Source organism: Exiguobacterium sp. 9-2 (genome assembly GCF_036287235.1).
Taxonomy (GTDB): Bacteria; Bacillota; Bacilli; order Exiguobacteriales; family Exiguobacteriaceae; genus Exiguobacterium_A.
Genome location: NZ_CP142850.1, coordinates 1,691,551 through 1,704,900 on the forward strand (window position 1 = coordinate 1,691,551; position 13,350 = coordinate 1,704,900).

General features: G+C 45.6%; 15 protein-coding genes. 5 read left to right on the plus strand and 10 right to left on the minus strand.

Annotated features, from left to right (window positions below):
* Nucleotides 1-33: 33 nt before the first annotated feature.
* A complete protein-coding gene (locus VJ374_RS09035; RefSeq protein WP_308101655.1) occupies nt 34-942 on the minus strand; it encodes a helix-turn-helix transcriptional regulator in 909 nt (302 codons plus the stop codon).
* Between the two features lie 82 nt (nt 943-1,024).
* Here VJ374_RS09035 and VJ374_RS09040 point away from each other — a divergent pair, with 82 nt between their 5' ends.
* On the plus strand, nt 1,025-1,549 hold the full coding sequence (locus VJ374_RS09040; RefSeq protein WP_329468568.1) for a dihydrofolate reductase family protein: 525 nt from the start codon (nt 1,025-1,027) through the stop codon (nt 1,547-1,549).
* Nucleotides 1,550-1,602: 53 nt separating this feature from the next.
* Here the strand turns inward: VJ374_RS09040 and VJ374_RS09045 are convergent, their stop codons facing one another.
* The 5 genes from VJ374_RS09045 to VJ374_RS09065 form a co-directional block, all read right to left on the minus strand.
* A complete protein-coding gene (locus VJ374_RS09045; RefSeq protein ID WP_290783587.1) occupies nt 1,603-2,823 on the minus strand; it encodes a cation:proton antiporter in 1,221 nt (406 codons plus the stop codon).
* Nucleotides 2,824-2,826: 3 nt separating this feature from the next.
* Nucleotides 2,827-3,327 (minus strand): cation:proton antiporter regulatory subunit, encoded by a 501-nt coding sequence (locus VJ374_RS09050; RefSeq protein ID WP_214728206.1) that lies wholly within the window; start codon nt 3,325-3,327, stop codon nt 2,827-2,829.
* Nucleotides 3,328-3,353: 26 nt separating this feature from the next.
* A complete protein-coding gene (locus VJ374_RS09055) occupies nt 3,354-3,572 on the minus strand; it encodes an AbrB/MazE/SpoVT family DNA-binding domain-containing protein (protein WP_035407592.1) in 219 nt (72 codons plus the stop codon).
* 113 nt (nt 3,573-3,685) lie between these two features.
* Nucleotides 3,686-3,856 (minus strand): hypothetical protein, encoded by a 171-nt coding sequence (locus VJ374_RS09060; protein ID WP_329468574.1) that lies wholly within the window; start codon nt 3,854-3,856, stop codon nt 3,686-3,688.
* A gap of 3 nt (nt 3,857-3,859) precedes the next feature.
* Entirely contained in the window at nt 3,860-4,429 is a 570-nt protein-coding gene (locus VJ374_RS09065; protein WP_329468576.1) for a GNAT family N-acetyltransferase, read from the minus strand.
* Nucleotides 4,430-4,559: 130 nt separating this feature from the next.
* Here VJ374_RS09065 and VJ374_RS09070 point away from each other — a divergent pair, with 130 nt between their 5' ends.
* Nucleotides 4,560-5,771 carry an MFS transporter gene (locus VJ374_RS09070; protein WP_329468578.1) on the plus strand — a complete coding sequence of 404 codons (1,212 nt, stop codon included), beginning with the start codon at nt 4,560-4,562 and terminating at the stop codon, nt 5,769-5,771.
* 16 nt (nt 5,772-5,787) lie between these two features.
* On the opposite strand, the gene VJ374_RS09075 is transcribed toward VJ374_RS09070, so the two are convergent.
* The 3 genes from VJ374_RS09075 to VJ374_RS09085 form a co-directional block, all read right to left on the minus strand.
* A complete protein-coding gene (locus tag VJ374_RS09075; protein WP_329468580.1) occupies nt 5,788-6,345 on the minus strand; it encodes a ribonuclease FAU-1 family protein in 558 nt (185 codons plus the stop codon).
* Between the two features lie 104 nt (nt 6,346-6,449).
* Nucleotides 6,450-7,913, minus strand: a complete 1,464-nt coding sequence (gene bglA / locus VJ374_RS09080) for a 6-phospho-beta-glucosidase BglA (protein ID WP_442899590.1) — start codon at nt 7,911-7,913, stop codon at nt 6,450-6,452.
* Nucleotides 7,914-7,931: 18 nt separating this feature from the next.
* On the minus strand, nt 7,932-9,824 hold the full coding sequence (locus VJ374_RS09085; RefSeq protein ID WP_329468585.1) for a beta-glucoside-specific PTS transporter subunit IIABC: 1,893 nt from the start codon (nt 9,822-9,824) through the stop codon (nt 7,932-7,934).
* A gap of 166 nt (nt 9,825-9,990) precedes the next feature.
* Here VJ374_RS09085 and VJ374_RS09090 point away from each other — a divergent pair, with 166 nt between their 5' ends.
* Entirely contained in the window at nt 9,991-10,701 is a 711-nt protein-coding gene (locus tag VJ374_RS09090; RefSeq protein ID WP_035407572.1) for a GntR family transcriptional regulator, read from the plus strand.
* 18 nt (nt 10,702-10,719) lie between these two features.
* On the plus strand, nt 10,720-11,175 hold the full coding sequence (locus VJ374_RS09095; protein ID WP_290750878.1) for a hypothetical protein: 456 nt from the start codon (nt 10,720-10,722) through the stop codon (nt 11,173-11,175).
* Between the two features lie 86 nt (nt 11,176-11,261).
* Here VJ374_RS09095 and VJ374_RS09100 read toward each other — a convergent pair whose 3' ends face one another.
* Nucleotides 11,262-11,603: a hypothetical protein gene (locus VJ374_RS09100; protein ID WP_329468589.1), complete on the minus strand. Its 342-nt coding sequence runs from the start codon at nt 11,601-11,603 to the stop codon at nt 11,262-11,264.
* A gap of 324 nt (nt 11,604-11,927) precedes the next feature.
* Between VJ374_RS09100 and VJ374_RS09105 the strand changes: the two genes are divergently transcribed.
* Entirely contained in the window at nt 11,928-13,313 is a 1,386-nt protein-coding gene (locus VJ374_RS09105; RefSeq protein ID WP_035407564.1) for an MFS transporter, read from the plus strand.
* Nucleotides 13,314-13,350: the final 37 nt, after the last annotated feature.

Genomic DNA, 13,350 nt, shown 5'->3' on the forward strand with positions numbered 1-13,350 from the left:
TCTTTCTAGCTATATCGTAACATAGTTTTTTGATCAATTCTGTCCGAACGGCTTATCGGACTGTTGCACAGCGATCATTTTTTCTGCTTGACGAATCAATTGTTCGCGGAGATCCTGCGGTTCTATGACTCGAACTTCCGGACCGAGCCGCATCAATTGTCGTCCTAAAAAAGTGAGCTCGCGAATCGGAATTTGCCATGTTCGGTCACGACGAAGAGGTAAAATGCCTTCGAGCATTCGTTCACCTAAAGAAGTTAATTCTAGTTTCACCGTCGTCATCGGTACATGTGTCATGTTCTTTTCTAAATCAGAAAAGGTCAAATCAGTTGCTGGCAACTCATGAAGCGATACACCTAGAACTCGGTCGACACGGAACTGCCGAAATCCACGGTCAGTCCGTCCATAAAAATACCAGCGATTCTGTTCGAACGATAAACCAATCGGATCTACAACGATCATGCGTCGTCCTTTTGTCGTCTCATAGAGAATATTCCCCATACGTCCGCTCTCTAAAAGGTCGAGTAACGCAGGATTTTGCGGTGACGGTGGTGTATCGACCGCTTGAAATCGAAAGCGGTCTTTCCATTTTACAATCTGTTGCTCCGTCATCTTCGGTAACTCGTTCGCATAGCGTTCAGCGACTTCCTGGCGGATCGTCCCGAACGGAAAATCTGGAATCTGACCGACCCATTCGAGTAGCATGAACAAGACAATCGTCTCTTCATTTGTCAAAACGAGTGGCGGCATATTCCGGTGCGGCAGCATCCGGTAGCCCCCGGCTATGCCCGGTTCACTGTAAATCGGATAACCATTTGCTTCAAGAACGGTCATGTCTCGTTGAATCGTCCGGATCGATACCTTACATTCTTCCGCTAGCATACGTGCAGAAAAGTGTTCCCCCCGGTTTAATAAACGGACCAAACGCCATTGTCTCGTATTCATAAAGTTCCTCCTCAAATGACGACATCTTTTGTCGTCATTATACGCTAAGATGAAGTCACACAAATCTTAAGGAGGAATTTTAATGTCTCAATCTACGACCGTACTGTATATCGCTTGTAGTCTTGATGGAAAAATTGCTAGACACGATGGTTCCCTCGACTGGTTATTTGCTGTTGCTGGAGACGGTGATAATGGCTATCAAGCTTTTTATGAACAGATTGGTGCCGTCATCATGGGTCGAAAAACGTATGAGGAAGTCCTTCAACTCAGCGAGACGTATCCATACGCGGATATTCCAAGTTATATTTACAGCCGGACACAACGAACGTCAGAGACGGTCACCTATACGGATGAACCGCTCGATCAATTACTTGAGCGGATCACACCGACAATTGATGGCAAGGTCTGGCTTGTTGGTGGCGGCGAATTGATTCAAGAAGCGCTACGGTTACAGTGCGTCAGTTCAATCGAACTCGCGATTGCCCCTGTCATTCTCGGAACGGGCATCCCGTTATTCCCAGAAGGAACCGTTGAAACGAAACTTCACTTGAAGGACAGTCGTCAATCGGGACAATTCCTGATGGCGACATATGATGTCTTGACTTAAACAAAACAACAGCCAGTTCGAGAAATCCGAACTGGCTGTTCGTTTACATCGTATTACGCATTTTTCTTTGTCTTTTTCTCTTTCGGTTCCGTCCACTTGAAGATTTTATTCATGACGTTGTAAATGCGTTTCGATTCCTTCGTCATCAGTGGTCCGAGAATCGCGAGAATCAAGACATAAAGAGCCGAGAATGGGGACAAGATGTCCATCAATCCACCAGCGATTCCGAGATTTGCGACAATGATCGAGAATTCTCCCCGCGAGACGATCGTCAAGCCGATGTTCGATGAAGCTTTGTGCGATAGACCTGCTTTGCGTCCTGCAATCATTCCCGCGACATAGTTTCCGACAATCGTGATGACGACAGCACCAAGTGCGAGCCAGACAGCATCTAAGAGCATCGTCGGATCGATACTCAATCCGAAACTAAAGAAGAAGATGGCGCCGAAGAAGTCACGGAACGGTACGACAAGATGTTCGATCCGCTCTCCTTGATCCGTTTCCGAGAAAACGAGACCGAGTAACAAGGCACCAATTGCTTCTGCGACATGAATCGTTTCCGAAAAACCAGCAACGAAGAACAGGGAAGCAAAGACAACGATGATGAAGACTTCATCCGAAGCGATTTTTAGCATTTTGTTCAAGAGTGGTGTCGCTTTTCGAGCAATGATGAAGAACAACAACATATACCCAAGAGCAATCAAAATCGATGTGACAGAAGACATTAAGGTTGTTCCGTCACCAAGCAAGAGTCCAGATAAAACAGACAAGTAAACTGCTAGGAAAATATCCTCGAACATAATGATTCCAAGGATCAATTCTGTCTCCGTATTACCAGTCCGACGTAAGTCGACTAAGACTTTTGCGACGATCGCACTCGAGGAAATCGTGATGATTCCAGCGATGATCAACACTTCGTAAAGTGGGAACCCGGCGATGAATCCATAGAGTAGACCACCCGTAAAGTTAATGGATAAATAAATCGTTCCACTCGTAACGATTGATTTCCCAGACCGGATCAATTTACCAATCGAGAACTCGAGTCCGAGATAGAATAAAAGGAACAGGACGCCGATTCGTCCGAGAAAACTGATGAACTCAGCACTTTCGATGAACTTGAAGTCTAGTATCCCGATTGTCGGAGCGTGCGGTCCAACAATCATTCCTAAAACAATTAAAAACGGAATGATCGAGAAGTTAAGTTTATTCGCGAGCAATGCCGCGATCGCCACTAAGATAAGCGCGGTACCGACTTCAAATATGAGATGATCCATATATTATCCGCCTCCTTCGATTGAGAATAATGCTTTCGTGATGTGACGGACGTTTTGACGCTCACCTGATAAGACGATCGTATCTCCCACTTCAAGACGCGTTTCTGGTCCAGGATTCAGCGATTTTGAACGGTCATGCTTGAGCACGGCAATAATCGAGATATCATACTGGTTGCGGACATCGAGTTCTCCGATCGTTCGATTGTTGACTTTTGAATCCTGACCAACTTTAAACCATTCGATCACAAGATCATCAAATGCTAATTCGATTTTCTCGAGATCTTTCGGCTTATAGGACAGTCCTCCGAGAATTCCTGCCATTTGACGAGCTTCTGCGTCATTAAACGTCACACTCGAGATGCTCTCATCAAAATCATCATCATCATAATGATGGACCTCTCGACGTCCGTCGTCGTGAACGATGACGACCACCTTATCTCCTCGTGTCGTGATGCCTTCGAACTTCCGTCCGATTCCTGGTAAATCTACTTCTCGCATATCCATGTTATATTTCCTCCTATTTTTAAATTTTACAAATGGTGATTCGCTTTGTGGATGAGTGCCTTGAACGTCTCATCACTCAATATATCTTGAAGATCATGCAGCTGTTTCAAATCCGCTTTCGCCATGATGACAAATCCGTCCTCCTCAATGAATGCCACGCGATCTCCTTCCTCCACTTGCAAGGCTTGCCTAATTTTTTTAGGAATGGTGATCTGTCCTTTTGACGTTAACTTTGATAGCTCCATTACGAACTTCCTTCTTCCTGTGTTTTTCTTGTATTCCTTACTTCCTTACTTTTCTTATTTCCAATATATCATAAAATTAAACTTATTCCGAGTGTTTTGCTTTGAATTAAAATTTAAAAAATGAATAAAGAAAAAACGCATCCTAAGCTGAGTGGATGCGTTCGTTCTTCATATCGTTCTAGTTCTTCATATCGTTCTATTAGAAGGAATCGAGCAGGCTCTATTTCCGGTAGTAACATAATCAATCGTTGTCCGATATAGGCATGCATTAGCCGTGAACCCATCTCTTACCTTCCTTCATAATCACTACGTGTGATCGCATAAATCTTTAAATCCCAGAAACGCTCTTTAACGTACAAAGCACTCCGAGAGACGCCTTCAAATGTCATGCCGATCTTTTCCATGACACGAGCTGATCCGTCATTCGCAACAAAACAACGAGCTTGAATACGTTCAAGACCGAGCGTCTCAAAACCGTACTGTACAAGACGCGCTGCTGCTTCCGGCATCAAACCTTTCCCCCAGTACTCGCGCGACAGCGCATAACCGAGTTCTGCTTGCTGTTGCTCAAACGAGACTTTGATGAAATCAATCGTTCCGATGACCCGTCCGCTCGTTTTGTCTTCGATTGCCCATGGTGCAGGATTCCCTAGTTCGTATTGGCGAAGGATGTGTTCGACGAATTGTTCAGAATCCGTAAGGCTTTTATGCGCATGCCAGCTGACATATCTTGCTGTCTCTTCATCTTTCGTATAGGCATAGATATCTGCTGCATCTTCTATGCGAACTGGACGCAAACGGAGTCGCTCTGTTTCAAGTACAGGTAATGCTTGATATAAGTCGATGGTTGATATCATAAACAAGTCCTTCTTTCTTCGATTTTTTCCAAGTATACCCACTCATCAGGAAAAAGTATAGAGATATACGAAAACGTTATCTGAATTTTCTGGTATACTATTGGAAAATGATGTAAGAAAGGATGCTGTCATGTCTTCTCGGGAACGAATACTCTTAAGTGCGCTCGGTATTTCACAGTTTGGTGACTTCATTTATCTCGTTGCGATCAATGTCTATATCTACCGTTTGACCGGTTCAGCGTCTGCCGTTGCTGCGCTGTGGATCATCAGTCCAGTCGTCTCTCTCGTCATCAAGTCGTTCGCAGGAAGTTGGGTCGACCGATTCGACTTACGTCGACTGTTGATTCAGACTGATGTGTTGCGTGCTTTCTTAATCGGTATCATGCCATTTTTACCACTATCGTTGCTTTACATCGACTTGATCGCCTTAGCCATTATCAAAGCAGTCGTTGAACCGGCAACGTTGACCTACATCACGACGCTTGTTCCACAAAACGATCGGACGTCGTTTAATGCCTATCGTAGTCTGATCACGTCAGGTGCCTTTTTGATTGGTCCTGCTCTCGCTGGAGGATTGCTCTATGTTGCTTCTGCCGACGTTGCCATTTGGCTCAACGCTGTCTCGTTTTTCGGATCAGCTGTTCTGCTGATGCGCTTGCCGCGTTTTACCGCTTCGGTCGAACGAGGGATGCGGCTGCAAGACATCCTGTCCGATTGGCGGCTTGTCTATCAGTTCAGTAAAGACGCGCCTTACGTGACTGGATTGTATGTCCTCGCGATGCTAATGATGATTGCGACGCTTGCACTCGATACGCAAGAAGTCGTCTTTTTACAGCGAAGCATCGGCTTATCAGAAACCGACTACGGCTTACTGATGAGCCTGACGGGGATTGGTTCTGTTGCCGGTAGCTGGATCGTCGCTCGCTACGCTAAAACCCTTTCCGTTCGGACGATGCTGACGATTGGCTATACGTTTGTCGCTATCGGTTATATGCTGTACGCAAGTGCAAATTCGTTTTCAATCGTCTGTACTGGTTTCTTGTTGCTCGGATGTTTCCACGCATTTGCAGGAACCGGTTTTCTGACGTTCCAACAGACGAATATTCCACTACACTTAATGGGACGCTTTACGAGTCTTTACGGTGTCGGCGTCAGTCTGCTCCAGATTCTAGCGATCGTCAGCATTGGTCTACTCGGCGATATTTGGTCGTTTCGCTTCAGTACGATTCTATTTGCCTGCCTCCTCGTGTTGGTGACAATCTGTTTTCTCGGATTGGTTCTCCTCCCGAGCAAGCAACGGTACTTTACGACGAACGAAGTTGAAGCAGAACGACACGCCTAAAAAACAGGGAACCCCGTCAACGCGGTGTTCCCTGTTTAAATTGCTGTTCTAGCCGTTCTTTTATCACTTCTGCATGCGCGACTAGCGGAAAAGACCCGTCTTGTAGTTGGTTCTGGAGTTGCTTTGCTTCTGCCCAAGCGAGCGCATAGTCTGATTGTGAGACCGTCCCTTGCTCCTGCGCTGCTTCCAGTTCGTCCGCATCGACTAATAAGACTTCTCCTGATGGCAAAACGATCAGATCGAGAAACAGATCCTCCCAGTAGACTCGTCCGTCCTCCACACCGGTACGAAGACAAATATCGATATAGGTTTGTACCAACTGACCTGTGGCGTCAAACATCGAGGTCACGGCATGATGAGCATCGCTTGGGAATTGTTGTACCCAGACGTAACCAGCGTCAGCGATTCGAAACGTTTCGTCGCCATATTTGACGTCTAATGGTGAAGCGACTTCAATAAGTTGAAGAAGCGTCACATGTCCGTTAAACACTTCGTTTTCTACTTGTTCATGAACATAGTGTCGTTGTGTAATGCGACGCCAGTCATGTCGATCGGCATAGCGTTTTTTGATCATTACCGGTCCTCCGTTTTTTCCTTAGTGTGCCATACCCCACTACTTTTTCATTCTAATTCTTAAAAAAAAGAGGCAACGGATTTTTTCCGATACCCCTTACATCATCATTTGGCCGTCTCTGAACTGTGTAACGCAGCACCGTTCGTCTCGATGACGTGACGGTACCAATCGAACGAATCCTTTTTCATCCGTTCCATTGATCCTTTGCCCTCGTTATCCCGGTCGACATAGATCATGCCGTAGCGCTTTTTCATCTCTCCTGTCGTAAAAGAGACAATGTCGATGACGCCCCACGGCGTGTAGCCGATCAATTCGACGCCATCTTCGAGCACGGCTGCTTTGAACGCTTCGATATGCGCACGCAAGTAATCGATTCGCGCCGTGTCATGAATCTGACCATCCTCGATTGTATCAATCGCACCAAAGCCGTTCTCGACGATGAACAACGGAATCTGGTAGCGGTCATAGAGACGATTCATCGCGTATCGAAGACCAACCGGATCAATCGCCCAGCCCCAGTCACTCGACTGGATGTACGGATTCTCAACACCTTGTGCGAGACCCCCGTTAACGATGTTACCTGTATTATTGACGACGGCATCATGTTTGACAGTCGTCGACATGTAGTAACTGAATCCGAGATAGTCGACCGTTCCGTTACGAAGAATCTCCGCATCACCGTCTAAGATTGGAATGTCATATCCTTCTCGTTTGAACTCATTCAATGCGTAAGACGGATAATAACCACGGACTTGAACATCCGGGAAGAAGTAACGCTGACGCATCGATGTCTCAGCAAGTAGAATATCTTCCGGGTGCGATGAGTACGGATAGATTGGCACGTGCGAAACCATTGCCCCGATCTCGAAGTCTGGGTTGATCGCTTTCCCTTTTGCGACAGCAAGCGCACTCGCTAGCAATTCATGGTGTCCCGTTTGATACATGACTTCCATCGCGTTCTCTTCCGGATCGAGGAGGACACCTGAATTCGTCCAGAGGAACAGTGGATTGCTGACATCCATCTTGTTATTGATCTCATTGAACGTCATCCAGTACTTGACCTTGTCTTTATAGCGCGTGAAACAGACTTCTGCGAATTTCTCGAAGAACAATGCTACTTTCCGATTACGGAAACCGCCATATTCACGCGCAAGGTGAAGTGGCATCTCAAAATGCGACAATGTAATAATTGGCTCAATGCCGTATTTCAGTAATTCATCGAAGACATCATCATAAAACTTCAGTCCTTCTTCGTTCGGTTCAGCTTCGTCTCCATTCGGGAAAATCCGACTCCAACCGATCGATGTCCGAAGACACTTCAGTCCCATTTCAGCGAACAGCGCGATATCTTCTTTATAACGGTGATAAAAATCAATCGCCTCGTGATTCGGATAGAATTCATTCTCCTCTACCTGATCCGTGATACGTCGTGCGACGCCGTGTGCTCCTGCCGTCAATACATCAACGACACTCGGTCCTTTGCCACCAGCGTTCCAGCCACCCTCAAATTGATGCGCTGCTAGCGCACCGCCCCATAGAAAATCGTTTGGTAATGTCTTCACCTTCATGTCCTCCTTCTTTTTCTCTTACTTGATGATCGTCAAAATCTGTGTATTTGCCGTCGTGACCGTCTCGTCCGTCGGTAGAATTTGCGCATAACTCTGTGTGTTCGTAATGATGATTGGTGTGATCGTCTCGAGTCCATGTGTCTCAATCGCTGTCGCATCAAACGTCATGAGGAAATCACCTGTCGTCACCGCCTCACCTTCTTTGACGTGAAGTGTAAACGGTTTGCCGTCAAGTGTCACCGTCTCAAGACCGACATGAATCAAGACTTCGACGCCACTCGTTGACCGTAGCCCGATTGCGTGACCGGACGGGGCAATCATGACGATAGTCCCATCAAATGGTGCGGTTACCACATTGCCAGTTGGACGAATCGCTATCCCTTGTCCCATCGCACCGGATGCAAAGACAGGATCCGGTACATCCGATAAGGCAACAATTGTTCCTTCAAGCGGTGCACGCAGTGTCTCTTCGTTCGTTAGTGTCGCACTGACTTCTTGTTCAGCAACAGGGGTCGCTGTCGTTTCCGTTGCGACGACAGGTGATGCTTGTTCACCGAAACCGAATACTTGAATCAAGACAATCGGCAGGATCAAGGCAATCGCTGTTCCAATCAATAAACCGATGATGGACGACGGGTAGTCGGAATCGATTCCATTGACGAGCGTCAATGGTCCCGGTAATCCGGCGTAAGCAAAGTAATACGGTTTAAAGAAACTCGCCGTGACGGCGCCGATCGCACCAGAGATACAACCGTAGATGAATGGTTTCTTAAAACGAAGCGTCACACCATAGATGGCTGGTTCTGTAATGCCGAAGATACCTGTTAGTCCTGCTGAGACACCGACTTTTTTTGTTTCTTTGTTTCGTGCTTTTAAGATGACGCCGATGACAGCACCGATTTGGGCGATGACGGCAATCGTTTGATACGCCTGGAATGAATCACGACCATATTGTTCGAAGTTCGCAAGCACCATCGGCGTGACACCCCAGTGGACACCGAAGATGACGATGACTTGCCAGAAGCCACCAATGATCAGACCAGCGACCGCAGGAGCATTCTCTGCTAAGTAGTTATACCCATTTGCAATCCCTTCTGCACCAAGTGTCGTAATCGGTCCGATCAAGAGAATCGTGAATGGAACCATCAACACCATACTAAAGAATGGCACGAACAATGGACGAACGACTTCGTGGATCGTCTTGTTCAGGAATCGTTCGACGTAGGACAAAATCCAGACGAGGAATAATGGAGGTAAGACCGATGATGTATAAGTTGTTCCGGATAAAGCAATTCCTAGAAACGTGATGGATTCACCTGCAGTAATTCGCGCCGCGATGTCTGCCCACGTTGGACTGACCAGTGCTGCACTACACGCAACGGCAATGAATGCATTGACTTTAAAATGGTTCGCTGCCGTGATGGCAATGAAAATTGGCAAGAACGTAAAAGGCGCCCACGAGATAAAGCTGAAGACTTCATAAGTGCCCGTCTTCACGAATGCCGGAAAAGCAAGTGTCGCTAAAATCAATGTTCCCTGCAGAATCCCTGCTGCAGCTAAGATATAAACGAACGGTGCAAATACGGCTGACATCGTCGCTATGATTCGGTTAAGGACCGTCCCTTTCGGTGCCTCTTCCGTGTCCGGTTGCTCTAGATCGACGAGTTTCACAAATTCTTGATGGACTTCTCCAACGTGTTGACCAATGACGATTTGAAATTGCCCGCCAGACTCAACGACCGTAATGACGCCAGGTAATGCACTGACCGTTTCTTTGGCTACTGGATCTGAACGTTTTAAGACAAGACGAAGTCGTGTAGCGCATCGAACAGCACTGATGATATTCTCTTCTCCTCCGACCGCTTCTAAAATCGAGTGCGCCAGTTTTTGATAATCGCGAACCTTGCCCATATTGTGTACCTCCCCTGAATATGACGCGTTGAATACCCTTTCATTTTAATTGTACATGCACAATTAATCAATACATAAATAATTTAATTAACTATTCTATTTTGGAGACATCAATAATATGCTAAACTCACATTAGAAATCAGTTCGTGAGAAAAGAAGGTGTCCTATGCTGAAATACCAGCAAACTGCCGATGAAATCGAGCAATACATAGAAAAACATGAGTTAAAGCAAGGCGACAAACTACCTATCCTCGAAGAACTAATCCGGCAGTTCGCCGTCAGTAAAACGACGATGACAAAATCACTCGAATTGCTTGAACGAAAAGGCATCATCTTTCAAGTCCGTGGAAGCGGGATTTTTGTCCGTAAGACGAATCGGACCGGCTATATTCGACTGTTCTCGACTCAAGGATTCAAGCAGAATCTCGTCGGTCATACGATTGAGTCAACTGTTCTCGTACTCGAACCAATCGATGCAACGGATAATATCGCGAAGAATCTTGGGATCGAATCGGGTGAGACAGTCTATTACGTTAAGCGAATCCGTTTCATTGACGGCAAAATCCTCTGTCTCGAAGAGTCTTATTATCGTCAATCGATCGTTCCGTACTTAAATCGCGAAATCGTCGAACAATCGATTTTCGAATACTTAGAGACAGCACTCCAATTGAACATTGGATTCTCGGATATGTACATGCACGTCGGGAAATTAAGCGCAGAGACGGCTCGTCATCTGGATCTCGCCGAGGGCGATCCTGGATTGACGATCGAGACAGTCTTTCACTTAACGAATGGTCGTCCGTTCGACTATTCCGTCATAACCTACCACTACGAACATTCACACTTCGTCGTCCAGGCGAACGGACTATATTTATGAGGAACGGAGCAAACTTGAATGAATGGTGAACTTATTCAATACTATGGAATGCTCATCCTCGGAATCATTACACTTTTTGGCGGCGTTTTTTTTACGATTAGTACATGGAAAGACTCAACAGAATCATTTAAAACCAAACTTCAATTCATCTTGATCACGTTATTTGGAGTTGGACTACTCTACTGGACGGTTCCTAGCCTTACGCAGATCGTTTTCAAGAACCATGCTGTCATCAAAGGTGACTGTTATGTAGAGGAAAACTCGGGTAAGACTCACTCCATTTCTATTATTTTCGACTCAACAGAGGATTATGAGGATTTCACCTTCCTAGAAAATCCGGAATTAGGAGCGTACGGAGAAGACGTGCCCTATTATTGTCGCGTCATTTCAACGAAGAATCATCAGTTCCCGATTTCCTATAAAATTTATGATTCTAAGACCCATAAACAACTCTCCTCTTCTAAAGACGATTAAAACAAAAAGGATTGCATGAGCCAGTGCCATGCAATCCTTTTGAAGTTCTTACAGCAATGATCCAATCATGGCCTCATTTTGTGATTTTATAATCGAATCTCTTCTTTACTAGAATTTTCGAGGTACAGTTCCCCATCAAACGTCGTCAAGGCAACCACTTTCCCGTCTTTTTCATACCACGCTGTTGCGCCTTCACGATCGAGTTCTTTCCAACCGGCTTGTCGGATCCGAGTTCCATACAGTAAACCCGGTCCATCGGTTTCCGAGACAAGTCGAGTTTTGATCTTCCACTCACCTTGTATTTCAATTGCCGTAGCAAATCGCGGCACCGGAAAACCAGATACTTGTGATTCTTTAAAACTGACATACCAACCACCAATTATTACAATGAGACCGATAACCAGAATTGCGATCCATTTCTTTTTCATATGTACTCCTCCTTCACTTTTCCATCTGAGTTTTTAACTTACCAAAATATGGTCCTCCTGCCCTCCTTCTATAGGCGGATTACTGATTTTTTAAATTATGAAAACACATGAAAATTGTTTCGATTTTAAGAAAACATCTAAAAAAATTTCAATTTTTTTCATAAAAAATGCACACCCCTGTTCGTCCTTAGAGCATCAACGGTTTGACAACCCCCGGCATAGAGCCGTTTTCAGTCATTTTCAATTGGTTAAGCACATTGTTAACTTGACTTCATTTCTCCCTATGGTACGATACAAACTTATCAAAGGGAGTGAACAGAACTTATGAAATTCAGAAAAGAAAAAGTCAATGTCGTTGACATGCAGCAAACCAAAAAGAGTGTCTACGCGACCGGAATTGGGAATGCGATGGAATGGTTCGATTTTGGTCTTTATTCCTATCTCGCAATCATCATCAGTCAAAACTTCTTTAGCGCTGTTGAAAATGATGAACTGAAGCTTGTCTTTACTTTTGCGACCTTTGCGATCGCTTTTTTAATGCGACCAATCGGCGGAATCGTCTTTGGACGCATCGGAGATCGACTTGGACGGAAGGTCGTCTTAACGACGACAATTGTTATGATGGCCGGTTCAACGCTTATCATCGGATTATTACCGACCTACGATCAAATTGGAATTTGGGCACCCATCCTTTTACTATTAGCCCGCATCTTACAAGGGTTCTCGACTGGCGGAGAATATGCCGGAGCAATGGTCTACATTGCCGAGTCGTCACCTGATAACAAACGGAGTGCTCTTGGAAGTGGTCTTGAAATCGGAACACTCGGTGGGTACATTCTTGCCTCATTACTTGCTACAACACTTTTTGTCACTTTATCAGATGATCAAATGGCATCTTGGGGATGGCGGATTCCATTCATCCTTGGAGCACCACTCGGTTTATTCGGTCTCTATTTACGTCGTCATTTGGATGAGTCGCCAATCTTCGAAAATGAGATTAATGAAAATACAGAAGAACCCGCGACATTCCGCGAAATCTTACGCGATCATAAGCGTGATATCATCCTTTGTTTCATTGCTGTCGCGTTCTTCAACATTACGAACTATATGCTCTTGTCCTACATGCCATCATACCTTGATGAAGTCATTGGTATGTCAAGTTCGACAAGTACGATTCTCATCACCGGTGTCATGGTGATCATGATTCCACTCGCTTATTTCTTCGGAAAACTAAGTGATAAAAAAGGCAATCGCAATATCGTCCTCTTCGCGTTAGCAGGACTATCGTTGCTTTCGATCCTGTCGTTCTTCTTGATTGGTCTTAAACCACTCTTGTTCGTCGGAATCGGAATCTTCATCCTCGGATTCTTCTTGGCGATCTTTGAAGGAACGATGCCTAGTCTCCTACCAAGTATCTTCTATACGGATGTCCGCTACCGGACACTATCCGTGACGTTCAATGTCTCGGTCTCGATCTTCGGTGGAACGACGCCACTCGTTTCGACTTGGCTCGTCCATGAGACGCAAAATCCGCTCGCTCCTGCTTTCTATCTAACAGCAGTCAGCGTCATCGGGTTCGTCACGTTCTTCTTCCTCTTTAAAAATACAGCCGGTAAAGCACTTAAAGGATCGCATCCGACTGTATCGAGTGAAAAAGAAGTCGCGTCGATCGCAAAAAAACCAGACGATGCCCTTTGGTGGGCAGAATAATTGCTACAAGTAAGAGCCGTCTTCCGCAGAAGACGGC